This is a genomic window from Planctobacterium sp. R6, assembly GCF_055755215.1.
This window is the reverse complement of sequence record NZ_JBVTQY010000039.1, coordinates 1-23,996: the sequence shown is the minus strand read 5'-3', so window position 1 is coordinate 23,996 and position 23,996 is coordinate 1. Positions and strand designations below refer to the sequence as shown.

At 45.9% G+C, this 23,996-nt stretch carries 21 protein-coding genes and 1 rRNA gene; 9 read left to right on the top strand and 13 right to left on the bottom strand.

Features of this window, described 5'->3' with window-relative positions:
- Window position 1: 1 nt before the first annotated feature.
- The 6 genes from rlmH to AC0J20_RS18900 form a co-directional block, all read right to left on the bottom strand.
- On the bottom strand, window positions 2-472 hold the full coding sequence (gene rlmH, locus AC0J20_RS18925; protein WP_473022929.1) for a 23S rRNA (pseudouridine(1915)-N(3))-methyltransferase RlmH: 471 nt from the start codon (window positions 470-472) through the stop codon (window positions 2-4).
- 9 nt (window positions 473-481) lie between these two features.
- Window positions 482-799: a ribosome silencing factor gene (rsfS, locus tag AC0J20_RS18920; RefSeq protein WP_229528857.1), complete on the bottom strand. Its 318-nt coding sequence runs from the start codon at window positions 797-799 to the stop codon at window positions 482-484.
- 131 nt (window positions 800-930) lie between these two features.
- Window positions 931-1,965: a DNA polymerase III subunit delta gene (gene holA, locus AC0J20_RS18915; protein WP_229528858.1), complete on the bottom strand. Its 1,035-nt coding sequence runs from the start codon at window positions 1,963-1,965 to the stop codon at window positions 931-933.
- Window positions 1,965-2,480 carry an LPS-assembly lipoprotein LptE gene (locus AC0J20_RS18910; protein ID WP_473022928.1) on the bottom strand — a complete coding sequence of 172 codons (516 nt, stop codon included), beginning with the start codon at window positions 2,478-2,480 and terminating at the stop codon, window positions 1,965-1,967. The genes holA and AC0J20_RS18910 overlap by 1 nt, the downstream gene beginning before the upstream one ends.
- Window positions 2,481-2,491: 11 nt before the next feature.
- Window positions 2,492-5,074, bottom strand: coding sequence for a leucine--tRNA ligase (leuS, locus tag AC0J20_RS18905; RefSeq protein WP_229528860.1), 2,583 nt, complete (start codon window positions 5,072-5,074; stop codon window positions 2,492-2,494).
- Between the two features lie 186 nt (window positions 5,075-5,260).
- On the bottom strand, window positions 5,261-5,794 hold the full coding sequence (locus AC0J20_RS18900; RefSeq protein WP_473022927.1) for an SRPBCC family protein: 534 nt from the start codon (window positions 5,792-5,794) through the stop codon (window positions 5,261-5,263).
- 150 nt (window positions 5,795-5,944) lie between these two features.
- Between AC0J20_RS18900 and AC0J20_RS18895 the strand changes: the two genes are divergently transcribed.
- Entirely contained in the window at window positions 5,945-8,332 is a 2,388-nt protein-coding gene (locus AC0J20_RS18895) for a Lon protease family protein (protein ID WP_473022926.1), read from the top strand.
- 15 nt (window positions 8,333-8,347) lie between these two features.
- Here the strand turns inward: AC0J20_RS18895 and AC0J20_RS18890 are convergent, their stop codons facing one another.
- The 4 genes from AC0J20_RS18890 to AC0J20_RS18875 form a co-directional block, all read right to left on the bottom strand.
- Window positions 8,348-9,406 (bottom strand): MBL fold metallo-hydrolase, encoded by a 1,059-nt coding sequence (locus tag AC0J20_RS18890; protein WP_473022939.1) that lies wholly within the window; start codon window positions 9,404-9,406, stop codon window positions 8,348-8,350.
- Window positions 9,407-9,471: 65 nt separating this feature from the next.
- Window positions 9,472-10,215: a DUF1365 domain-containing protein gene (locus AC0J20_RS18885; RefSeq protein WP_473022925.1), complete on the bottom strand. Its 744-nt coding sequence runs from the start codon at window positions 10,213-10,215 to the stop codon at window positions 9,472-9,474.
- Window positions 10,212-11,480 (bottom strand): NAD(P)/FAD-dependent oxidoreductase, encoded by a 1,269-nt coding sequence (locus AC0J20_RS18880; protein ID WP_473022924.1) that lies wholly within the window; start codon window positions 11,478-11,480, stop codon window positions 10,212-10,214. The genes AC0J20_RS18885 and AC0J20_RS18880 overlap by 4 nt, the downstream gene beginning before the upstream one ends.
- Before the next feature lie 2 nt (window positions 11,481-11,482).
- Window positions 11,483-11,914 (bottom strand): nuclear transport factor 2 family protein, encoded by a 432-nt coding sequence (locus AC0J20_RS18875; RefSeq protein WP_473022923.1) that lies wholly within the window; start codon window positions 11,912-11,914, stop codon window positions 11,483-11,485.
- A 134-nt stretch (window positions 11,915-12,048) separates the two neighbouring features.
- Between AC0J20_RS18875 and AC0J20_RS18870 the strand changes: the two genes are divergently transcribed.
- The 3 genes from AC0J20_RS18870 to AC0J20_RS18860 are packed head-to-tail and all read left to right on the top strand — an operon-like array spanning window position 12,049 to window position 13,961.
- Window positions 12,049-12,630, top strand: coding sequence for an LON peptidase substrate-binding domain-containing protein (locus tag AC0J20_RS18870; protein ID WP_473022922.1), 582 nt, complete (start codon window positions 12,049-12,051; stop codon window positions 12,628-12,630).
- A 55-nt stretch (window positions 12,631-12,685) separates the two neighbouring features.
- Window positions 12,686-13,300: a sigma-70 family RNA polymerase sigma factor gene (locus AC0J20_RS18865; RefSeq protein WP_229528867.1), complete on the top strand. Its 615-nt coding sequence runs from the start codon at window positions 12,686-12,688 to the stop codon at window positions 13,298-13,300.
- On the top strand, window positions 13,293-13,961 hold the full coding sequence (locus AC0J20_RS18860; RefSeq protein ID WP_473022921.1) for a ChrR family anti-sigma-E factor: 669 nt from the start codon (window positions 13,293-13,295) through the stop codon (window positions 13,959-13,961). The genes AC0J20_RS18865 and AC0J20_RS18860 overlap by 8 nt, the downstream gene beginning before the upstream one ends.
- 222 nt (window positions 13,962-14,183) lie before the next feature.
- Here AC0J20_RS18860 and AC0J20_RS18855 read toward each other — a convergent pair whose 3' ends face one another.
- The 3 genes from AC0J20_RS18855 to AC0J20_RS18845 all read right to left on the bottom strand — a co-directional run bounded on the left by AC0J20_RS18855 (window position 14,184) and on the right by AC0J20_RS18845 (window position 17,760).
- Entirely contained in the window at window positions 14,184-14,357 is a 174-nt protein-coding gene (locus AC0J20_RS18855; protein ID WP_473022920.1) for a hypothetical protein, read from the bottom strand.
- A 182-nt stretch (window positions 14,358-14,539) separates the two neighbouring features.
- Window positions 14,540-15,760 carry a DUF4238 domain-containing protein gene (locus AC0J20_RS18850; RefSeq protein ID WP_473022919.1) on the bottom strand — a complete coding sequence of 407 codons (1,221 nt, stop codon included), beginning with the start codon at window positions 15,758-15,760 and terminating at the stop codon, window positions 14,540-14,542.
- Window positions 15,761-16,992: 1,232 nt separating this feature from the next.
- Window positions 16,993-17,760 carry an outer membrane protein assembly factor BamD gene (locus tag AC0J20_RS18845; protein WP_229528874.1) on the bottom strand — a complete coding sequence of 256 codons (768 nt, stop codon included), beginning with the start codon at window positions 17,758-17,760 and terminating at the stop codon, window positions 16,993-16,995.
- A gap of 197 nt (window positions 17,761-17,957) precedes the next feature.
- Between AC0J20_RS18845 and rluD the strand changes: the two genes are divergently transcribed.
- The 5 genes from rluD to AC0J20_RS18820 all read left to right on the top strand — a co-directional run.
- On the top strand, window positions 17,958-18,926 hold the full coding sequence (gene rluD / locus AC0J20_RS18840; protein ID WP_473022918.1) for a 23S rRNA pseudouridine(1911/1915/1917) synthase RluD: 969 nt from the start codon (window positions 17,958-17,960) through the stop codon (window positions 18,924-18,926).
- A 12-nt stretch (window positions 18,927-18,938) separates the two neighbouring features.
- Window positions 18,939-19,646 carry a peptidoglycan editing factor PgeF gene (pgeF, locus tag AC0J20_RS18835; RefSeq protein ID WP_473022917.1) on the top strand — a complete coding sequence of 236 codons (708 nt, stop codon included), beginning with the start codon at window positions 18,939-18,941 and terminating at the stop codon, window positions 19,644-19,646.
- A 101-nt stretch (window positions 19,647-19,747) separates the two neighbouring features.
- Window positions 19,748-22,333 (top strand): ATP-dependent chaperone ClpB, encoded by a 2,586-nt coding sequence (clpB, locus tag AC0J20_RS18830; RefSeq protein WP_229528876.1) that lies wholly within the window; start codon window positions 19,748-19,750, stop codon window positions 22,331-22,333.
- 112 nt (window positions 22,334-22,445) lie between these two features.
- On the top strand, window positions 22,446-23,279 hold the full coding sequence (gene pssA / locus AC0J20_RS18825; protein WP_229528877.1) for a CDP-diacylglycerol--serine O-phosphatidyltransferase: 834 nt from the start codon (window positions 22,446-22,448) through the stop codon (window positions 23,277-23,279).
- A gap of 432 nt (window positions 23,280-23,711) precedes the next feature.
- A 16S ribosomal RNA gene (locus AC0J20_RS18820) occupies window positions 23,712-23,996 on the top strand; the annotation flags it as partial.

Below are 23,996 nucleotides of genomic sequence, written 5' to 3'. Positions count from 1 at the left end.
TTTACTCTCTATGGTATGGATGATTATTATTTAGCGACCAACCCCGAAATAAGCTTTCCGCCACGATGACTCGAACCAGGGGGTGAGGTAGTGTCAATGGAGATAGAGACCACTTTTGTTCCGCAAGGTTCAAACAATCTTGCGATAAACCTTCCGGACCACCAATCATCAGGCTAACATTTCGTCCGTCCAGTTGCCATTTTTCCATATTTTGAGCCAGCTTGTGGGTGTCCCAGGCTGCACCTGTGACCTCAAGAGCAATAACGCGATTTCCTTTGGGGATCACGTTTTGAATAAGTTCACCTTCCTTTTGCAGAATTCGGGCGATATCTGCATTTTTGGTGCGCTTTCCTGGTGTGATTTCAGTAAAAGAAACCCGATAATCGGGTGGCATTCGGCGTAAGTATTCTTCAACGCCCCGGCTAACCCAGTCAGGCATTTTGTTGCCAACGGCAACGACATTAATCTGCATTGTAAAGGCTTAGTTCCAAATCTTCTCTAATTGATAATGATCGCGGGTTTCGTCCTGCATGACATGCACAACCACATCACCGTAATCAATAAGCACCCACTCACCAGTGTCCTGACCCTGGACATTCAGTGGCTTTTCACCTATTTGTTTGCTTTGTTGCACCAGATTTTGTGCGATTGATACGACATGACGTTTAGAGTTACCCGAGCAAATCAGCATGGTATCGGTAACCGAGCTTTTGCCGGTAACATCAATGTCAATAATGTCTCTGCCTTTTACATCTTCGATTTTGTCTTTCACAAAACGTTTAAGTTCTTCGTGCTCCAATTTTTCTCCTGCACATTTTCTACAATCGTATTAAGTATAAGTCATTCACCCTGCAAAGCCTTATAAAATAACGTCATTAAAACTTTGCCGGTAAAACGTTTTCCTGATTTAGCCCGTTTGCGTCTGAGTCATCAGTGGTATTCCAGTTGAATCCCGCTCAACGCCATAGGAACAAAGAGCAGGCATAAGTGGCACAGTTCTACATAGGGACGTTGTACTGCACTACTTTTTATTGCGATATCAAAAGCGGATAATTTATCGCGTATTTCATCCAGTTGTTTTGGGGTTAATCTGCGGGCCACGTTGAGGTACAAGGACTGCTTGTTTTTCCAGATACGGTGACTGCTAAACACCCGATCCACAGGTTGAGATGCCTGTTGCGCACGGGTCAGTGAATCCAGGACTTGCCATTCCCGGGTCAGTGCCCAGCAAATAATGGTGGGTTCAATACCTTCACTTTCCAGCCGGGTGAGTAGTTTAATACATCGTTGGGCATCACCGGCCAGTAGTGTATCGGTGAGCTGAAAAACATTGTATCTGGACTGCTCAGACACCATGCCGGAAATATCCTGGCGGGAGATCTGGCCATCCGGAAACAGCAACTTCAGCTTTTCCATTTCCTGTACAGCGGCTATCAGATTACCCTCAAAAAAATCACAGAAAAAACTCACCAAATCCGGTGTGTTCTGAATACTGTGTTCCCGCAACTTATCATTAACCCACTGTGTAAGGCGGTTGCCTTCTGGTTGAAAACAGGGCAGGTACACGCCTTGTTTATCAAGGGCTTTAAACCATTTGGTGTTTTGTACGTCTTTGCCGATTTTGCCTCCGTGAACGACTAAGACAATATCCGGGTTAGCTTTTTCGCTGATCTCTAGTAAGGTTTTTGCCCCTTCAGTGCCGGGTTTACCGGTGGGGATTTCCAGTTCAATGAGTTGTCTCTCAGCAAACAGACTCATGCTTTGGAACGCGTCTATCAGATGCTGCCATTCAAATTGAGCATCGGCCACCAAACTGTGGCGCTCAGTAAAGCCCTCTGTCTGGGCTTTGTCTCTCACCCGTTGCAGAGCTTCCATTTTTTGCTGTGGTTCTTCACCAAACACCAAAACGGTGTTAGGTAAAGACTTATTCAGATGTTGTGCAAATTGATTGGGATAAATCTGCATCAGTTTTGATTGTCAGTCTTGCTAAGTTGACGAATGATGCGATCTGCAGCCTGGCGACGCATTTCGGCCAGTATCAGGTCCAGTTCCCGTGATTTAGCCAGTACCTGGTCGGGATCATCCTGATATTCCCGGGTAAGCTGAAATTCAAAGTCCCGAATATCACCACTGGGCATTTGTACCTGGTATTGGCAAAAATAAATGAGTTCGTATTCAGCAACCTGTCCAGTTGGGAACAGAGACAACAGGCGTCGTTCCAGCTTTTCCGGCAAAATAAACAGTGTCGGTACCTGAAACTGATGATGCTCTTTGGGATGTGTTTGATTTATTACTTCGGCAGAATACACGGCCAGGCGCCTAATCAATACATCGGTGAGTGGCGATTTTTGCGTAGCGTTTTGCACTCTGACTTTTTGGAATTGATCCGCTATCTGAAAGTCATTGCGCAATTTAAAGCCACAACCACTCATCAGAGTGATTGCGACTACGATTCCCGCCAAAATCGTGGCTTTAGACATTCTTCTGGACACTAGTTAGCCACAATGTTCAGTAGTTTACCTGGAACGTAAATCACCTTGCGAATGGTTTTACCTTCGGTAAAGTTTTTCACGTTTTCATGGGCAAGGCCTTCCGCTTCAACGGATTCTTTGGCGGCGTCCGCGGCAACGGTAATTTTTGCCCTGACCTTGCCATTCACCTGCACCACAATCAGTTTTTCATCTTCAACCATGGCGCTTTCATCAGCTAACGGCCAGCCAGCGGTTTCAATGTCTGAGTTGTGGCCCAAAATCTGCCATAGCTCATGGCAGATGTGTGGTGTAATGGGGTTTAGCATCTGAGTCATGGCAACCGCGACTTCACGTGCGATAGCTCTGTCCTGCGCAGAATCTTGTGGTGCTTTTTGTGCCGTATTTAACAGCTCCATAATGGCTGCGATGGCAGTGTTAAAGGTTTGACGACGATTAATGTCGTCAGACACCTTGGCGATGGTTTTATGCAGATCGCGGCGCAACGCTTTTTGTTGACCATTCAGGCTGCTGATATCCAGTGCTTCCACTTCGCCCTGAGCCATGTTTTCTGTGACATAACGCCAGAAACGTTTCAGGAATCGATGGGCACCATCTACCGCAGAGTCAACCCATTCCAGGGTTTGCTCTGGTGGCGCGGCGAACATGGTGAACAAACGAATAGTGTCGGCACCGTACAATTCAATAACGGATTGCGGATCAACACCATTGTTCTTGGATTTGGACATCTTGGTCATACCACAGTGTTCTACCGGTTGACCGTCAGATTTCAATATGGCTGCCGTGATGCGACCTTTTTCATCACGCTGTACTTCTACGTCAGCTGGGTTAAACCAGATATCACCGCCTTTTTCGTCTTTACGACGGAAAGAATCGGCGAGTACCATGCCCTGGCATAACAGACGGGTGAAAGGTTCGCTAGAATTAACTAATCCTTCATCGCGCAATAACTTATGGAAGAAGCGGGCGTACAACAGGTGCAAAATTGCATGTTCGATACCACCGATATACTGATCTACTGGCAACCAATGGTTAGCTTCTTCGGGGTTTAACATTTGCTCAGCAGATGGCGAGCTGTATTTTGCATAATACCAGCTGGATTCCATGAAGGTATCGAAGGTATCCGTTTCACGTTCTGCTTGTTGACCCTGAATTTGCACTTTACGCCACTCAGGATCCGCTTTGATGGGCGAGGTTACGCCATCCATTTGCACATCTTCCGGTAACTCAACCGGCAGTTGTTCTGGTGGTACGGGTACTGAAGTGCCATCTTCCAGGTTGATCATCGGAATCGGCGCACCCCAATAACGCTGACGGGACACACCCCAGTCACGTAACCGGAAGTTTACTTTTATCTGGCCTTTACCTGCGGCGATTAAATCATCCGCGATGGCTTTAAAGGCCGCTTCGCTGTCCAGACCATCGAACTTACCAGAATTGATCAGCAAACCCTTTTCAGTGTAAGCCGATTTATTCAGGTCACAGCTGTCTTCGCCGACAGGGGCAATAACCTGGGTGATATTCAAAGCGTATTTAGTGGCAAATTCCCAGTCTCTTTGGTCGTGACCAGGTACGGCCATTACGGCACCGGAGCCGTAATCCATCAATACGAAGTTAGCCACCCATACAGGCACTAAATCACCGGTAATGGGATGCTCTGCCATTAACCCGGTGGCACAGCCTTTTTTCTCCATGGTGGCTAAATCCGCTTCCGCCACCTTGGTGTTTTTACATTCATCAATGAACGCCGCAAGTTCTGCATTGTTTTTTGCGGCTTCCAGCGCCAACGGATGCTGCGCAGCAAGTGCCACGTAAGTTACACCCATTAAGGTATCTGGGCGGGTGGTGTAGATATCAAAGGACTCGTCAGAATCGGCCACCTTGAAGGTCATTTCTACACCTTCGGAACGACCAATCCAGTTGCGCTGCATGGCTTTAACCTGTTCAGGCCATCCTTCCATGTTGTCCAGCTCATCCAGCAGTTCTTGTGCGTAAGCCGTAATTTTAATAAACCACTGAGGAATTTCTTTTTGTTCAACTAATGCACCGGAGCGCCAGCCACGGCCGTCGATAACCTGCTCATTGGCCAGTACAGTCTGGTCCACGGGGTCCCAGTTAACCGTAGAGTTTTTGCGATAAACCAGGCCTTTTTCATACAACCGAGTGAAAAACCATTGTTCCCACTGATAATATTCTTTTTTGCAGGTGGCCAGTTCGCGGTCCCAATCATAACCAAAGCCCAGAGATAGCAACTGTTGCTTCATGTAATCAATATTGGCGTAGGTCCATTTTGCCGGAGCCGTTTTATTTTGAATGGCTGCATTTTCAGCCGGTAAACCAAACGCATCCCAGCCAATGGGTTGCAGTACGTTTTTACCCTGCATTCTCTGATAGCGGCTAATCACGTCACCGATGGTGTAATTACGAACGTGACCCATGTGCAGGCGACCACTGGGATAGGGGAACATAGAGAGACAGTAGAACTTTTCTTTACTGTCATCTTCTGTGGCTTTGAATGATTGGTTTTCTTGCCAGTAGTGTTGAACGTTGGATTCGATTTCTTGAGGACTATATTCTGAGGTCATTCAGGGTTCCGTTTAATACAACTTTTTCTGCAGTCTCGGTATTCATTTTCCGAGTGATAAAATTACTGCAAGAATACAATAGTCGATACCTGTGGAACAACCGTTAATTAGAGCCTTCGTAGTGAAATGACGGATTTATTTTGTGATTTGTAGAGGAATCTGGCAATTGCGCTAAAAAACTGTTTTTCATTCCGGTGGATTGAGAAATTCCGCTAACCCGCCCAACTGTTGCGCCTGCACTTTATCGACTATGGGTGCCAGCGTGTCGTAACCGCCAGGATTGATGCCGCTGACGGTATATTTGAGGGTAATTTGTGTTTGACCTTGCTCGTTTTGCTCAAAGCTCCAGTCCAATGCACCGTGCATACCCATACTCTGCAGTGGCCCTAGTCCGCCAGTCATACGCAACAGGGTGTATTGATCCACAAAGCTGATGCGCATGTGCTCGGCGGAATTATTACCGGCGGTTTCACAAAAGCAACCGCCGGCCTGTTCATCGATGGATAGATTTTCGGCTTTGCCCCACCAGGTGTGATCGGCCGGCCACCATTGCCCAACGTTATCTATCATTGCTCGCCATGCTTGCTGCGGCGAAGCATCCGTTTGCACTTTGTTTTCGATGATAAATCCATGCTGATTAACGTGTATTACATCAGCATTAACGACTGGTGACAGGAGTGCAGAAACGGTAATCAGACGAAGCAGTGACTTTAGAAACATAACTATACTCGGCAAAGGTTGATTGAATATCCGGGTCGATCGAAAATTGGGCAAAAAAAAGCTCAATGTGAATCATGGTTTGACAGCGACAAATAATCAAGCTTCACTAGGCTAGAAAATGATAAAAAGCGACGATTTATTAAGGAAATCATGAAGTCTATTGCACCTCTGACGCCAGAACAACTATCAGCCAATATTCACAAACGGATCATTAACCACGCCCTGAAAGATGATGCCGTGTTACACAGCACTTTTATTGGTCAGGAGCGCGCTCGAGAGGCGCTGGAATTCGGCTTAGGCATAGATGCAAAAGGCTACAATCTCTATGTTATGGGGGAGCATGCAACAGGGCGTTATACTCTGGTACAGGAATATGTCGAAAAATTTGTAAGCAAAACTGACACGCCCGATGACTGGTGCTACATCAATAATTTTGACGATGAGCGCGAGCCGATAGCTTTGCGATTAACCCCGGGTGAGGGCAAGCAACTGGTTAAGGAGGTCAACGCCCTAATCGATGAATTGTTAGATACCTTTCCGGCAGTGTATGACAACCCGGGTTACCAGCGTAAAAAAGCGGCGGTCGCTCGCGACTACGATCAACGTTACGACAAAGTCATTGATGAAATCGAGACCTATGCGCAGAAGAAGGATGTGGCACTTTACGAAGAAGATGGCACCATCAGCTTTTCACCTATTATCAATGGCAAACCCATAGATGACGAAGAGTTTGCCAAACTCTCTGATGAAAAACGCCAGTACTTTTATGACCTTATTGATGACCTGGAAGAAATTCTCAATGAAAAGTTAATTGAGTTACCGCAATGGAAACGGGAGTCATCAGAACGTCTGAGGATTTTGAAAAAGGAAACGGCGGAACAGGCTATTAAACCTATTCTTAAGCAACTGGAACATAAATACAGTGCTGATCTGGGGATATTGAAGTTCCTGCGCCAGTTGAAACCTGATCTGGTTAAAATCGTGGTTGAAGTACTGGCACCGGATAGCAAAGAAGACAAACACGACGAATATGATAAACGCACCATTTTAGAAGAACAGTACCTGCCTAATATCATTACCAGCCATGAGCCGGACAGCGGTGCGCCGGTAGTATATGAACCCAATCCCACCTACCAGAATATTTTTGGCCGTATTGAATACAGTAACGTGCAGGGTTCATTGTTTACCAACTTCCGTATGATTCGACCCGGCGCCCTGCACAAAGCCAATGGCGGCTATCTGTTGCTGGATGCCGACAAGATGATTCATCAACCCTTTGTCTGGGAATCGTTGAAGCTGGCACTGAAGTTTGGTGAAGTAAAACTGGATATTTCCCAACATGACTATGGCATGGTGAATTCCATCACCCTGAATCCGCAGCAAATTCCCCTGAGTGTCAAAGTGATCCTGTTGGGCACACGTGATTTGTATTACATGTTGCAGGAATACGATGACGAATTCGAAGAGCTGTTCAGAGTACTGGTGGATTTTGATTCTGAGATCCCTCTAAATAAAGGTAATCTGTACGATTTCGTGGGGCGGGTGCGCAATCATGTGAAAAAGTTGGAGTTTGCCAGCATTTCCAATCCTGCCATGCATAAACTGGTGGAATACAGTTTACGTACTGCAGAGCATCAGGAGCGACTGTCTGCCCGTTTTGCCGACGTAATAGAGCTGCTGCAGGAGGCCGCCTATTTTTGTCGCCAAAAAGGGGCAATTGAAATGGATGTGTCACATATCAATGAAGCGCTGGAAGCCAAAACCCGGCGCAGTGGCCGTATCAGTCAGGCGCTTCTGGACGACATCAAAGAAGGTCAGGTATTAATTGATACCGAAGGGGAGGCCGTGGGTAAAATCAATGGCCTTACCGTGCTGGAAATTGGTGACAGCGTGTTTGGCACACCGGCACGAATTACCTCTACTGTATATGCCGGTTCCAACGGTGTGGTGGATATTGAACGGGAAGTCGAGTTGGGGCAATCCATTCACTCAAAAGGCGTAATGTTGTTAACCGGTTACCTGGGGCATAAATACGCACAGGATTTTCCGCTAACCTTGTCCGCTAACATTGCTATCGAACAATCTTACGGCCATGTGGATGGCGACAGTGCTTCGCTGGCGGAGCTGGTGGCATTGCTGTCGGCACTTACCGGCGTGCCGGTGAAACAGGAGTTGGCGGTAACCGGGTCTATCAATCAATATGGCGAAGTGCAATCCATTGGTGGTGTGAATGAAAAGATCGAGGGCTTTTTCAAGTTGTGTCATCACCGTGGATTCAGCGGAAAGCAAGGGGTGGTCATACCGAAATCCAATCAGATCAATCTGATGCTAAATAGTAAAGTCGTTGAAGCGGTAAAAAAAGGCGTGTTTCACATTTACTGTGTGGCGACTGTGGATGAAGCCGTTACCATACTGACGGGTATTGATGCAGGTAAACTCTCCGCGAAAGGCAGGTTCCCCAAATCATCGGTGAACTACAAGGCATTGCAGCGCCTGAAAAAGATCTCCGACAGTATTAATGGTGCGGATGAAGATTAGCGACTGATTCAGCGGTTATAGCTGAACAGTGTCATTCTCGTTCAAAATCAGTAGTGGTACTGAGAAGTTTAACTGCTGGTGCATATGCAATAGCCTAAGCAGGGCAGAGTGGGAGCTGTGATCTCCCATTTGCCAACTGTTGTTGCCATAACCCCAGGGGATCATCACCTTACATTCCAGCTCTTCGGCAGCAATGAGAGCGTCCTCAGGCGTGGTGTGAACAAATCGGTACCAGGACCCTGCTTCTGGGTGATAATAGGACGCAATCGGCATTAGACAGACATCCATTGCCCCAAGACGGTTTTTAATCTCTTTGAAATGTGGCGAATAGCCCGTATCACCCGCAAAGAAAATTTTGTGTTCAGCTTGCTCAATTACCCAACCGCCCCAAAGCGTGGTGTTTTCGTCTTCGTACAAAAAGGGAACCCAAATCCTGCCACTGAAATGGTTTGCAGGTACAAAGGTCAAATTGAGTTCATTCACTGAAGTTTCGGAAAACCAACTCATCTCATTAATAGTATAACCGCCATCAGGGAAATGCTCTGCAAAACCCATAGGCGTATAGTACTTAGCGCGGTTACCGATGGCTTCGATATCACTTTTGTTAAAATGGTCGTAGTGAATATGGGAATACAAAACGGCGTCTACAGATTTTAGTGTTTGCTCAGATAGCCATGCCGGTTCGCTGCGCTTAACACCGCCAGTCAGTTGGAACGCCCAGTTAACCGGCCAGTCGAATTGCCGACTAACAGGGTCAAGCAGTACCAGGCTGCCATCTGAACTTTTAATGGAAAAGCTGGCGTGCCCCAGCCATTGTATTTCAAATCCGCTTTGTAACTCAGTGGTGGATTGAGGGCCTGTATATCGACAATTCTGTGCCGGTGTCTGGCATTCAACCCAGGGTGATTCTGGATAACAATCCTCGGTGCAGGTCACCGGATATTCTGGCTTTTTGGAAATCAGATTGTTAAAGCGCACTTTGCTGGTGTCTTTCTCATTGTATTTGATAACGGCATCAGGCCCATTAATTTGCGTGATGCGGTTGTTACTACTACAACCGGCAAGAATCGCCATAGCTGACAGCACCACCAGACAGCCGCTAACTCTTTTATGCACTTTAATTCACCCCGAAAAAAACGCTATATTCTATCCGGATGATCGTAAATTGGTATTCTTTTTAGCAATAGTTTCAGCGCTTGCCAATAAATACCCCACAGGGTTTTGATGGTGATGTGGGGGAATTTAAACAGGGTTTTACCCATAGTGCGATTGTTTAACGGTGAACGTTTCAGAGCAATCGCTGCTGAAAAGTGCTTGTGCTCTTTTATGCAATCCAGCTGTAATTTTAGCGATTGACCGGGCGCTGCTATTTGCCATTGATATTGCATGTCGATGGGGTTAAATGGCGACACGTGAAAGGCTTTATCAGTCATATCTTGTTGTGCTAAATCCACCAGGTAGCAATGTCTTTCGTTCCAGGGGGTGTTGCTCACCTCAGCCAGCATGTGGGTGAAGTTTCCGTCAGTATCCTGCAAGTAGTAAAAATTAACCGGGCTAAAGTACATTCCTAAGATACGCAGTGGCGAAAGCAGAAATATCTTGCCAGTTAAGCTTTTACCGGCAAGCGACGACATGGTTTCCAACGCTTCCTGTTTCAGACTGTTTTGGTTTTTAGACAGGTAATCACTGCGCCTAAACTGTACCCAATTAAAGCGGCCTTCACTGAAAAAGCGCAATTGTTTGTCCAAAAGCTGAACTTCGTCCAGGTCCAGCCAAAACATCATGATATGGTATTTAAAACTGTGCACTTTAGGGCTGTACCTGTGATGCCAGGTTTCACCAATGTACAGAGCACTGTTTAATTGAATATCATCTTTATTCACAGGGTTGCACCGAAACGTTGGCATACATCTAAAGCACTCTTCAGGCCATCTTCATGAAAACCGTTGTACCAATAAGCGCCGCAAAAGTGCAATCCCTCAACTCCACAAATTTGTTCCCGCTGTTGCTGTGCTTTGATGGTCTGCTCACTAAATTGTGGATGTGCATAGTTAAATTTGCGCAGAATCTTTTCCGGGTTGATTTTGTGCGTGGCATTGAGGGTGACACAGAAGGTGGTGTCGGATGTCAGACGCTGCAAGATATTCATATCATAGGTTAGTGTGGCCGGTGCGGTTTGTTCATCACTGCTACCATCCAACAGATAATTCCAACTGGCCCAGGCTAATGGCCGTTTTGGTAACAGGTTTGTGTCTGTGTGTAAAACCACTTCGTTGTCAGAATAGGGAATGGCTCCCAGAATTGCCTGGAGCTGTTCGCTGGGGTTATCTAACATTTTCAGGGCCTGGTCACTATGACAGGCGAAAATTATCTCGTCATAAATACCATTCAGGTTTTCGTTGTGGCTTTCGACAAAATAACCTTGCTCATTTTTAACCACCTTTGTTACGCCACTGTTCAGAAAAATTCGGTCTTTAAAGTTGGTAGTTAGTGGGCCAATGTAGCTGCGCGAGCCACCTACCAGGGTATACCATTGTGGGCGGTCAGTGATGTTGAGCAGCCCATGATTCATAAAAAACTGCAAAAAGAAGCGCAAAGGGAACTGCCTGACACTTTCCAGGCTGGAGGACCAGATGGCGGCACACATGGGTAGGATATAGTTGTGAGCAAAATCATCACTCAACTGGTGTTTATTCATTAAGTCGCCCAGTGTAGCATTGCTGTCAAACGTTGGGGTCGAGTGTTCCAGTTTGCACAGCTTGTTGAACTTTAGGATATCCCTGACTATGCGAATAAACTTTGGTCTTAACAGGTTACGCCGTTGGGCGAACAGGGTATTCAGGGTGTTGCCATTATATTCCAGGTTTTGTGCGGTGTTTTTGACACTGAAACTCATTTCAGTGGGTTGCCGTTGTACCTTTAACCGATCCATCAGTTTAATGAAATTGGGATAGGTCCAGTCATTGAATACGATAAAGCCGGTATCAATCGCGTAAGATTTACCCGCCACGTCAACATCGACAGTGGCAGTATGACCGCCGATATAATCATTGGCTTCGAAAATCGTGATGTCGTGGTGTTTGTTTAATAAGTAGCCGCAAGTTAACCCTGATATTCCGGTACCGATAATCGCAATCTTTTTGCTCACAGTTATGCCTTGTAATTCTTGATTTTGTTTTTGACGAATCGAACCAGAGTTTTAAGCACCGGAATGTGTTCATAGAACATGGCCCCCATGTCATAAAAATCGGTTTGCGCAACAATTAAATTGTTATCTATTTTGAGTTCACTTACGCCGTCCAGCTTAATTTCGTTGCCTCCGGCCAGTTTGGGATGTTCCAGTATCATTACCCAGCGAACAAAGGCGAAATCCGTCGCGTTGGTGATGTGTTGGATGTGAAACTCACAGCGCCGGGTGCTTTCCAGCAGGTGTTTGAAATATTCATGCACAGTCACCAATCCCACATGGCTCCCCACCGGGTCGGTAAAAATGATATCTGGGTGGTAGATAGTTTGCAGTTGTTCCAACTTATCTGTTCGTAAATCTTTGTAGAAATCGGTAAAGTTATCTAATACTGACATTGAAGTCGCTCGTGGTAGAGTCTGAATGTTCCTTCGATTAGTACAGGCCAGAAGGAATTTAAGATCAAGGTTAATCCATATGTGTGCCGATTCAGTAAACAACAGTAACGACGAGTTATTGGGAGAATAAAGTTTTGTCAGATTCTGTGCAAATTCCGTTATTTCCTCTGTCCGCTCATATTTTTCCCGGCGGCAAGATGGCGCTTCGGATATTTGAAGCCCGCTATCTGCGCATGGTGAAAGAAACCTTAAAAGCGCAAACCGGATTTGGCATTTGTATGTTTAACGCCCATGGTGATAAAGAAAAAAATCAACATATTTATCCGATAGGCACATACGTCAAGATCATTGACTTTGACATGCTGGATGATGGTTTGCTTGGTATCACTATTGAAGGGCAGTACTTGTTCACGGTGGGGGAAATTCAGACACAGCAAGACGGCTTGCGGGTGGGGGAAATTGAGGAATTACCTTTGTGGTCATCAGATACCTTTCCCGGTATAGACGCCCCGTTATTGCAGGAGCGTCTGGTGCAAATCATAGCCAGTTATCCGGAGCTTCAATCACTGTACACCGATCCTCCCCTCAAAGACTTGTCCTGGGTGGTGTTTCGGTGGTTGGAATTGCTACCCATAAAGGCCGCTGACAAACAACAATTGATGACGCAACAAAACCCCAAAGTCGTCGTGGAATTTTTAGAATCGTTAATCAGGTGATCTTTTTATCGCTAATGTCCGTAGTTTTGGATAAGCTCACAAAAAGGTAGAAATCATGCTGGTTGGAATGTCGGTGACTAAAGAGCAGGCGCGCGTTCGGGAACCCAAAGAATGCGCAAACGAAATGTCTGATTGCCTGCGTAAAGTAGCGGAACAGCGATGTCGGGTATCATTCTCCACGTTGTTCAGTTTTTTTGCTCCGAGGGTTAAATCTTACGCGCTCCGTCAAATAGGCAACGATGCGCTGGCCATGGAGCTGGTGCAGGACACCATGACCAATGTTTGGCAAAAAGCACACCTGTTCAATCAGGAAAAGGGCTCTCCTTCAACCTGGATATTTACCATTGCCCGAAATATTCGTTTTGACATGCTGCGCAAGCAGCAAAATCGCAAAGAAGACATATGCTCCGATGACTTGTGGCCAGTGCTGGTAGAGCAAACTGCCGATCCCGGCGAAGTCGATATCGAAGAGCAAACTACGCTCGACCAGGTGGGAGAATATCTGGACAAACTTCCGGCGAAACAGCAGGTTGTGATAGAGGCAATCTATGTCAAAGGCAAATCCCAACAAGAAGTGGCTGATGAGTTGCAAATCCCCTTAGGTACGGTGAAATCCCGTACCCGGTTAGCACTGCAAAGATTGAGAGAGATTTTAAAGGAACATGATTAAGTACCATCCCGACCACAATCAATTGCTTCAATTTGCCAGGGGCGAGGCAGAACCCGCCTGGGCGCTATTGATTGCTGCTCACGTTGATATGTGCCCGCATTGCCAGGATGAACTGGACAGCATCACCGAAAAGTTGAGTGAGCAGCTGTTACCAGAGGCGTCACCGGCGACAACGGAAATCAGCTTCGATAGCATGATGTTTGACATAATGAAGCTGGAACCCATCAAGACAGAGACAGTTATACCTGAAAAACACTTTCTGGAATGGGAAGGTCGGCAGTTCGAGTTACCGCGGGCGCTGCGAAGAGTCGCGACAAAAACGGAGTCATGGACAAAACTGGTGGGTAAGCTTTGGCAGGCACCAGTAGACCTGGGTGATATGGGGAAAGGTCACTTTATCTATATGGAAAAAGGTGGCAGCGTACCGGAGCACACACATCGTGGCAACGAGCTGACCCTGGTGATCAATGGCGAATTTGAAGATGGTCATCGCTGCTATGACACCGGTGATTTTATTTTGATGAACCAGGACAATACTCATATGCCGGTTTCCAATCATGACGATGGATGTCTGGTGTTTAGTTTTGTGGATCAGCCACTGCACTTTACCTCGGGACTAGCCCGTTTGCTAAACCCCTTTAGCCATTTATTCTTTAAATAAGCGAGCCGCTTTAGATAAAAGCGGCTGGTTTTTATTTCTGCCCCCATTGCCCGTACCGCTGACTAGCAATTAACCTGTAGGTTGAACTTTATTGCCATGGATGGTGTGAATGCCGGTTTTGTAGGGAACGAAAATTGGCTAGTTCGGCAAAATATTCAAGGTTACTACTGTTTTAGGCCTTTTTTGAAACATCAACCTTCAGTGTTCTGATGTACTTTTTTCTTAGGGGAGCTCCCCTAAAACCCCCCTTTGCCCCGGGTGCGAGAAAGCATAAGCCTCAAGCGAAGAACCTGAAAGACCGACAATGATGGCACGTCCTTGTGCCAGCATTGCCTGAGACATCATCCCTGATGTCTCTCTTTCAGGATTTTTCTTCACTTTCGGCTTATCTCGCACAGGGGCAGGAAACCTATGGACTTCGAACTACACAGTCGAGGAGCAATGAAAGAACCAAAAATGAATGTCGTTGTTATTTTGAATAACAAAAAAAACACTCGAACTGGCTGCTTTTTAAAGATAGATGTCACTCACCTTGTACTTCTCCACTGACTGCTAACACACCAAAGCAGTCGTTAATACTATTCATCAGCGGTAATTTTTGCGATGGATAAAACTATCCGTTGCATGATTTTGTTAGGCTCTTCGTTGATACTGTAAAAAGATGCACTGCTAGTGCTCAGAAACTCACTTTGGGCAGCACAGCGTAGTACGTAGGATATGTCTTGGGTCATGGAGCCAGATGCCTTTATATAATGAGGAACGATTCGAGGTTCTTTTACTTCAACTGGAAGCACGACTAGGCAATCTTTTGGATTCAAAGGCATAAAAACGTACTGCCTACCTTCGTGATGCCCAAATATATTACATACATCTGGCAATACAAAATCCGGTGTTTCTGAGCGTACGATAACCCAACGACTATACATTATTGGCCTAGCCAACTTATCGTAGAACTCGTTCTGCCTGTAGAGTGTTTCATAAACATCTCTCATGTACCGCTCGTCTTCCGCTTTATCGGCCCCCACTTCGGAGGCAACCAAGGGAGCAACAGGTTTTTTTAATGACTCCATGAAATGAGGGTTTCGTATCCTCTGAATTACTATGAAGCCGATCAACGCCTCGCGTTGAGGCCGATTCAAAGGCTCCACATCTAACATCATTTGGATAGGTCGAACCGCATCTCCCTCCAAAAGCCCAAAATAGGCCTCTAACCTTTCAGAGTACAGGTTTTTTCTAAAACCCCAGCTGCCAAAAGGAGTTTCCTTTTTTTCCTCAATCCCTTCAGGTGTTTTGATGTTTCTGTAGATAAATTGACCTTCTGACCAGTACCTTTTGATGAAGGACTTCGGGATGAAATGATTGTTTTCAACTGCCTTGGGTGTAATAGTTATTTTATTTGTATTTTTTTCCTTTCTCAGAGCAGCAACTGTTTTTGGTTTCCATCTTTCATTATATTTGCGTAACCATATTTGGCTTGCACAGTTTTTCGCAGTATTTGATATTCGCTCTTTACCTTCTAAACTGAAACATTGCTCGCGTTCTAAATGCTGGTCAATTTCATTTATAGCCCGTCCGCTCGTTCGATCAGATGCGACTTTCTCTGAAATAAATAAGATTAATTTAGCTAGCTCATGCGCCATCTCTTCACGAAGATTGATATGCAAGTCATCCATTTGAGGATTCGCGATATCGAACATTTCCTTTATTATCGAGCTAACTACCTCGCCCCAGATCTCCGCTAGCTGCTGAGCCTTTTCTGGAGAGGCAGACGGATCAATCTTGTATATTTGGTTCATCATCTCTATGAAAGCCAGTTGGAGTGTATTTGAGTAACTTGCAGTTGTTTAGAGACACCCACAATAAAATTTAGTGCGAGGGAGAGGATTCGAACCTCTCTACGTTCCTATTGGCCAGCAAATACTTCTGGTAAAGCCGCATCTCTCGTAAGGGTTGGAATGTCCCACCATGGCCCCGCAAGAACGCCACTCCGCACCATACACATGAATTAACGTTTGTAATTTTCATAGCAAGCTCCTTAAGTTTATTTACGCCAAATTTAAAGGTTTCAATTAGCTCAGTCACTTGGGATTCCAACCCAAACGAGATGTCGACATTTACCTCCATACTCACATTTATAGCCAATTCTTTTTCCCATACGCGGAATTTTATTTGTGCAACATAACATCTTATTATTGAGGGTCAAGTGGGCCGGACTCTTGCAAGCAGAACGACCGCTTTTGGCACATAGCGGCCTTCTTACATTCACCAATCGAACGTCAGCAAAACGGTATAAGCCGCTAATGAGCAAACTCATTTTAAATTGATTACATAATGCCTGGATGTTAGTTCGAAGCTCGGATAAATCTGGCCCTTTCGCGAGATAAACTGAAGGCGCAGATAAAACCCGAAGATTGGCAACAAGGAAGTTGCCCAAGTCAAAGCTGGCACACGGAAGTGCCATCATTGACGGTCTTCGGGTTCTGCGATTGAGGCTTATGTTGTCTCGCGTCCGGGCCAAAAGGGGGTTGAAGGGGATCTCCCCTTCGAAGAAGCAACATCATAGAACCAAATTTGAAGATCAGCATCCATCTTCAAATTGGTAAATTCCAGCGACAGATATACGGTAACCCCTGCCTTCTAGCAATAACCGCCACAATACTCATTTTGAATCCCGTAAAATCCTATGCCTTTATCAGTTCGAAGTACGACAAATCTGGTCCTTTCGCGAGATAAGCTGAGAGGGCAGGAAAAACCTGAAGATTGGTAACAGAGAAGTTGCCCAAGTCAATGCTAGCGCAGGGATGCGCTATCATTGAAGGTCTTCCGGTTCTGTTCTTGAGGCTTATGTTGTCTTGCGTCAGGGCCAAAGGGGGGGGGAAGAGGATCGCCCCTTCGAAAAAAAACAACAGAGAACTAATGTAATAGTTTCGCACCCTTCTTTAAACCTAATATGCCGGAATTACGGCCAAATCGCAGACACAAAAAAACGCGCCGAAGCGCGTTTTTTAATATCTGTTTAGCAGAATAAAACTTATCCCAACAAGTCACTATTGGGATAGTTTAGCCTCAGGGTTTCCATGGCATTATTTTTCAGTTCTTCCAGGCCCAGTAAATCGTAACATTCCACCATAATTTCCAGTGCGGTTTGTACATGCACGGTATCGGAGAAGTTTTCCACTATGTACTGACCTCTGTTAGCAGCTGCCACATAGGCTTCGCGCTTTATGTAATACCTGGCGATAGCTAATTCATAGCGGGCCAGGCGATCTTTAATAAACACCATACGCTTTTTAGCGTCAGCGGCATATTTGCTTTCGGGAAACTTAAAGATCAAATTGTTGAAGTCGTTAAAGGCTTCGCGTGCTTTGGATGTATCTCTGTCGGCGCGATCTAAATTAAAAATCTCCTGAAAGAAATTTTTATCAAACTCCATATTCACGATGCCCCGCATGTAATAGGCGTAGTCTACATCTGAATGATTGGGGTTTAGTCGGGTGAAACGATCAATAGTCGCCAGGGCTTCATCATTCTTACCGGATTTAAAATACGAATAAATCAGATCCAGTTGCACCTGACTGGAAAATGGGCCAAATGGATAACGGGAGTCCAGGGCACTTAAAATGGTTGCAGCGTTACTGTAGTTACCAATTTCCATTGCGGCTTTGGCATCTTCATATAATGCTTCTGCACCTTTGTTAGCAATTGCCAATTCTTCATCATCCGGGGAAGACGAACAGGCGGCCAGTACAGCAGTGAATAACAACGAAATGAGAGCGCGTCTAAAATTTGTTCGAGTCATATAAAATTTTATCTTGTTGTGCATTTAATTCGGGTCGCGTTTAGCGTCGACCGGCAATACTATACGATTCCCGTGCTGATAAGAACAATTAACTGCTATAAAAGTTCCGAATTCTGGTAACATAACGCTAATTTTTTGAACCTGAGCTGAAGGCTGTAACAGGTTTTCACACACATGAGTTTATTTAGGAAATTCTTTTGCAAGTTGTATCGTTAAGTGCCGAATTAGAACTTCAACATGCCGGGCTGCGTCTGGATCAATGTCTGGCCGAATGTTTTGATGATTTTTCTCGTTCACGATTAAAAAACTGGATATTAGAAGGCAATGTCAAAGTCGATGGGCAGGTTGTCGTTACTCCAAGACTGAAAATGAAAGGCATTGAAGTGCTTGAACTGGAAGCACAGGTAGAAGATGAGGTTGGATATCAACCTGAAGATCTGCCAATTAACGTGGTGTATGAAGATGACGATATCATCATCGTGAATAAACCTGTGGGTTTAGTCGTGCATCCCGGTGCAGGAAATCAGTCCGGTACTTTGTTAAATGCACTGCTTTATCATTACCCTGATATTTCAGTGGTGCCCCGTGCCGGTATTGTACATCGTCTTGATAAAGACACCTCCGGCTTAATGGTAGTGGCGAAAAATATTGCAGCCCATACGCAACTGGTTACCCAATTGCAGGCCAGAGAAATAAGCCGTGAATATGAAGCGGTTGCCATTGGGGCAATGGTGGGTGGCGGTACGGTAGATAAACCTATTGGCCGACACAGTACCAAGCGCGTTGCAATGGCCGTGAAAGAAATGGGCAAAGAGGCGGTTACCCATTATCGCGTTATTGAGCGGTTTCGCGAACATACCCATCTCAGGTTAAAGCTGGAAACTGGCCGTACTCACCAAATCCGCGTGCACATGGATTACATTAAACACAGCCTGGTGGGCGATCAGCTTTATGGCATTGGCTTGAAGTTGCCAAAAAGTGCGACAGAGCAGTTAACAGAACAGCTCAGAGGATTCAGACGTCAGGCGTTGCATGCTGTGCAGTTGGGTTTATTCCATCCGTTAACCGGTGAGTGGATGAGTTGGCAGGCACCGTTACCAGACGACATCAAAGCTCTGTTGGTGGCTTTACGGGAAGACACCGAAGCCTTTGATGAGTTTGCGTAATCAATAAAATTCATGTCCCATTATCTTATTCCTGAATGGCCGGCACCGGAATCGGTAAAGGCCATTTCTACATTGCGCACCGCTGGTGTAAGCCGGGCGCCTTTTGCATCGCAAAACCTGGGCTTGCATGTGGGTGATGTCGCGGAGTCGGTGCAGCAAAATCGCAATAATTTACCCTGTCCCGAACAGCCCTTATGGCTCAATCAGGTACACGGCACTGATATCCTCGAACTCAACCATCAGTTAATTGTAAACAACACGGCAGATGGTAGTTACACCCGTGCTAAGCAACGAGTTTGCGTGGTGATGACGGCAGATTGTTTGCCTGTATTGCTCACTGATACCGCCGGCAGCTTTGTGGCTGCGCTACATTGTGGTTGGCGGGGTTTGGCTGGTGGGATACTAGAGAAATTAATACAAACTATTACGCCTGAAGGGCAGGTGTTAGCCTGGTTGGGGCCTGCAATTGGTCCGCAAGCCTTTGAGGTAGGAGGCGAAGTTCGCGAGGCGTTTGCCTCACAGCAAAATGCGTTCAAGCCTATGTCGGGTGATAAATATCTGGCCGACATATTTGCAATAGCAACCATGAAGCTCAATGCCTGCGGCGTTCATCAGGTGTATTCCAGCGGGCTTTGTACCTATTCTGATGAATCTCGCTTTTTCAGTTATCGCAGAGATGGACAGACCGGAAGAATGGCAACACTTATCTGGTTGCAATAACTCCTGTCATCACAATTGCATTATTTTTAGTTAAATCTATTCTTGAATCTGTGCCCGGCAAACCCATCTAGTTCTGTAGTTAGTATTATTCGGAAGTAAGAATGAGATTAGATCGCTTAACCAGTAAATTTCAGGTCGCTATATCTGATGCGCAATCCCTCGCGTTAGGACGGGATCATCAATACATCGAGCCTGTTCATATCATGATGGCCCTCATGAATCAGGAAGGCAGTACCGTTAAATTATTAATGGAAGCCGCTGGCGTCAACGTTAATAGTCTGCGTTCTGTACTTGCTGAAGCACTTGATAAGTTACCACGCGTCTCCGGCATCGGTGGTGATGTCCAGCTTTCCAAGGAAGCGGTTGTCACATTGAACTTGTGCGATAAGGTGGCGCAAAAACGCAAAGATGATTACATCACCTCGGAAATATTTGTTTTGGCGGCCACCAAAGAGCCGGGCAAATTGGGTGAGTTATTGCGTAAGTTGGGTGCTACTGAACAAAATATCGAGGCGGCCATCGAGAAATTACGTGGCGGTCAAAAAGTGACTGATCCCAATGCCGAAGATGTCAGACAGGCATTGGAAAAGTACACCACCGACCTGACTCTCAGAGCGGAGCAGGGCAAGCTGGACCCGGTAATAGGGCGCGATGAGGAAATTCGTCGCACTATCCAGGTATTGCAGCGCCGTACCAAAAATAACCCGGTATTAATTGGTGAACCAGGCGTAGGTAAAACCGCCATTGTGGAAGGCCTGGCCCAACGCATCATTAATGCAGAAGTGCCTGAGGGGCTAAAGCACAAACGCGTTTTGTCACTGGACATGGGCGCGCTGGTGGCGGGCGCTAAGTACCGCGGCGAATTCGAGGAACGCTTAAAAGCGGTTTTATCTGAGTTAGCCAAAGAAGAAGGCAATGTCATCCTATTTATTGATGAGTTGCACACCATGGTGGGCGCCGGTAAAGGCGGCGAAGGGGCCATGGATGCCGGGAACATGCTCAAACCCGCGCTGGCACGCGGTGAATTGCACTGTGTGGGTGCCACCACTTTGGATGAATACCGCAAATACATTGAAAAAGATGCCGCCCTGGAACGTCGCTTCCAGAAAGTATTGGTGGAAGAGCCCACAGTGGAAGACACCATTGCCATACTGCGTGGTTTAAAAGAACGCTATGAATTACACCATTCGGTAGATATTACCGATCCGGCCATCGTTGCTGCCGCCGCTTTATCTCATCGTTACATTAGTGATCGTCAGTTGCCAGACAAGGCGATAGATTTAATTGACGAAGCGGCATCCCGTATTCGTCTGCAGATTGATTCAAAACCAGAGGATATGGATCGTCTGGAACGCAAAATCATTCAGTACAAACTGGAAGAACAGGCGCTCTCCAAAGAAACCGATGAAGCCAGCTTCAAGCGCCTCGCGGCCATGGAATTGGAACGAGAAAAGCTGGAAAACACGCTGGCAGAGCTGGAAAAAGTGTGGTCAGCAGAAAAAGTGGCCATGCAGGGTGCGCAACACATCAAACAAGAACTTGAACAGGCAAAACTGGATCTGGAAATTGCTCGTCGTGCCCAGGACCTGAACAGAATGTCTGAATTGCAATATGGTCGTATTCCTGAGCTGGAACAAAAACTGGACTTTGCTAATCTGTCCGAGAAGCAACAGCATTCTACCTTGCTAAGGAATAAAGTAACTGATGTTGAAATAGCAGATGTGCTGTCACGCTGGACCGGCATACCAGTAAATAAAATGCTGGAAGGCGAAAAAGAAAAGTTATTGCAAATGGAAGAGCAATTGCATTCCCGGGTTATCGGTCAACAACAGGCTGTCGGCGTGGTGTCCAATGCCATTCGTCGTTCCAGAGCCGGGTTGTCTGATCCCAATCGCCCCATAGGTTCGTTTTTATTTTTGGGGCCCACCGGTGTCGGTAAAACTGAGCTGTGCAAAGCACTGGCTGAGTTTATGTTCGATACTGAAAATGCCATGGTGCGCATAGATATGTCTGAGTTTATGGAAAAACACTCAGTCGCCCGATTGGTAGGCGCGCCCCCTGGATACGTAGGGTATGATGAAGGCGGTTATCTGACCGAAGCGGTAAGACGCAAACCTTATTCGGTTATTCTCCTGGACGAAGTGGAAAAAGCCCACCCTGATGTCTTCAATATTTTATTGCAATTGTTAGATGATGGTCGCCTGACAGATGGTAAAGGGCGCACGGTTGACTTTAAAAATACTGTGGTGATCATGACCAGCAACCTGGGCTCAGATCTGATTCAGGAACAGCACCTGGAAAAAGACTACGAGCAAATGAAAACTACCGTCATGGAAGTGGTTGCTGACCATTTCCGTCCGGAATTTATTAACCGTATCGATGATACCGTGGTATTCCACCCGCTAGGCAAGTCACATATTAAGTCGATAGCGTCTATTCAGTTGCAGCACTTGCATAAGCGACTGGTGGAACAGGAAATGACCTTAGAGGTCACGGACGCGGCGTTAGCGAAAATTTCAGAAGCTGGATTCGATGCAGTGTTTGGCGCGCGCCCACTGAAAAGGGCGATTCAACAGGAAATTGAGAACCCATTGGCGCAACGATTATTGTCAGGTGACTTTAAAAAAGGTGACAATATTACAGTAGATGTTGACGGTGAAAACCTGACTTTCAATGCAAACGCCTAAGGAATTATTCTCTTAATCTAAAAGCATCAACACGGTTGGTGCTTTTTTATTTTTACTTCTGTTAATAACCCTGTGTTTTTGTGCTATTTTCTCTGTCTACTTGGAGGAATGAATGACAGAAACAAAAAAGAAAGGCATTTACCTGTTGCCTAATCTTCTCACCACAGCTGGTATCTTCTCAGGATTTTATGCTGTTGTTGCTTCAATGAATGGGCAGTTTATCTCTGCAGCCGTTGCTGTATTTATTGCCATGATCTTTGATGGGCTGGATGGCCGGGTTGCCCGGATGACCAATACCCAAAGTGAATTTGGTGCTGAATATGATTCAATGGCAGATATGGTTTCTTTTGGTATGGCGCCAGCGTTAATAGCCTACAACTGGGCTTTGTCCGGACTCAATAAATTGGGTTGGTTAGCCGCATTTATTTATGTCGCCGGTGCTGCCTTAAGGCTGGCTCGCTTCAACACAACCGTAGAAACTGCAGATAAGCGCTTCTTTCAGGGGCTGCCAAGCCCATCTGCTGCAGCACTGGTAGCCGGTATGGTTTGGGTCGGCGAAGAATACCAGGTAAAAGAAGTGTTCAATCTGGCATTTGTCGAGGTGCTGGTATGTTTAATTACTGCCGCCGCCGGAATTTTGATGGTGAGTAATTTCAAATATAATTCATTTAAAGAAGTAAACTGGCATGGCAAAGTGCCTTTCGTTGCCTTGTTACTGGTTTGTGTCGTATTCATCATTGTGGCAACTGAGCCATCTTTAGTTTTATTTCTGGTCTTCGCCCTATACACAGTCGCCGGGCCCATCAATACGTTTCGAACTGTAGACAAGGTTAAGTTGGAGCACGTCCTGGGTGATGCGGAAGAAGGCGATGCTGATTTTAAAGAATCAAAGCCCGCAGAGGTAACAGACAGTAACCAGGATAAAAAGCAGAGCGAAGGCAGTTAAACCTCTTTTATATCGTTAATCCATAAAAAGCCGTCTGAAAGACGGCTTTTTTGTTGTTTAAATATACAGTTCTCAATTAACTATCTGTTTTTTATGGATAAAATCGAATTATAAGACTTCAGATAAAATAACTATTAATTTCTTAAATAGCGCTTGCAATCGCAAATTATCTGCTTATAATGCGCGCCACATTGAGTTGAACAGCTCAAGTCCAGGTTCTCAGAACTTAGATTTGAAAAGAAAGTTAAAATTTTTTAGAAAAAAAGATTGACACTGCAACTCAACAGCGTAGAATGCGCCTCCGCTTCGGGAGATAAACGAAGCAGCTAACAAAAACAAGTTGGCAACGTTCTTTAACAATCAGCAATAAGACAATCTGTGTGGGCATCGATTGATTTTGATGTCGACCCAAAAAATTTATATATTCGATTTTAATTGAAGAGTTTGATCATGGCTCAGATTGAACGCTGGCGGCAGGCCTAACACATGCAAGTCGAACGGTAACAGGATAGCTTGCTATCGCTGACGAGTGGCGGACGGGTGAGTAATACTTAGGGATCTGCCCCGGGGTGGGGGACAACCATTGGAAACGATGGCTAATACCGCATAACGTCTACGGACCAAAGAGGGCTTCGGCTCTCGCCCTGGGATGAACCTAAGCGAGATTAGCTTGTTGGTGAGGTAACGGCTCACCAAGGCGACGATCTCTAGCTGTTC

Coding starts and splice junctions, on each gene's coding strand:
- pssA (WP_229528877.1), top strand. CDS start 22,446: ATGACAGAAACAAAAAAGAAAGGCATTTACCTGTTGCCTAATCTTCTC.
- rlmH (WP_473022929.1), bottom strand. CDS start 472: ATGCAGATTAATGTCGTTGCCGTTGGCAACAAAATGCCTGACTGGGTT.
- AC0J20_RS18850 (WP_473022919.1), bottom strand. CDS start 15,760: ATGATGAACCAAATATACAAGATTGATCCGTCTGCCTCTCCAGAAAAG.
- holA (WP_229528858.1), bottom strand. CDS start 1,965: ATGCAGATTTATCCCAATCAATTTGCACAACATCTGAATAAGTCTTTA.
- clpB (WP_229528876.1), top strand. CDS start 19,748: ATGAGATTAGATCGCTTAACCAGTAAATTTCAGGTCGCTATATCTGAT.
- AC0J20_RS18895 (WP_473022926.1), top strand. CDS start 5,945: ATGAAGTCTATTGCACCTCTGACGCCAGAACAACTATCAGCCAATATT.
- AC0J20_RS18865 (WP_229528867.1), top strand. CDS start 12,686: ATGCTGGTTGGAATGTCGGTGACTAAAGAGCAGGCGCGCGTTCGGGAA.
- AC0J20_RS18875 (WP_473022923.1), bottom strand. CDS start 11,914: ATGTCAGTATTAGATAACTTTACCGATTTCTACAAAGATTTACGAACA.
- AC0J20_RS18890 (WP_473022939.1), bottom strand. CDS start 9,406: ATGGCGATTCTTGCCGGTTGTAGTAGTAACAACCGCATCACGCAAATT.
- AC0J20_RS18910 (WP_473022928.1), bottom strand. CDS start 2,480: ATGTCTAAAGCCACGATTTTGGCGGGAATCGTAGTCGCAATCACTCTG.
- AC0J20_RS18860 (WP_473022921.1), top strand. CDS start 13,293: ATGATTAAGTACCATCCCGACCACAATCAATTGCTTCAATTTGCCAGG.
- AC0J20_RS18900 (WP_473022927.1), bottom strand. CDS start 5,794: ATGTTTCTAAAGTCACTGCTTCGTCTGATTACCGTTTCTGCACTCCTG.
- leuS (WP_229528860.1), bottom strand. CDS start 5,074: ATGACCTCAGAATATAGTCCTCAAGAAATCGAATCCAACGTTCAACAC.
- AC0J20_RS18845 (WP_229528874.1), bottom strand. CDS start 17,760: ATGACTCGAACAAATTTTAGACGCGCTCTCATTTCGTTGTTATTCACT.
- pgeF (WP_473022917.1), top strand. CDS start 18,939: ATGTCCCATTATCTTATTCCTGAATGGCCGGCACCGGAATCGGTAAAG.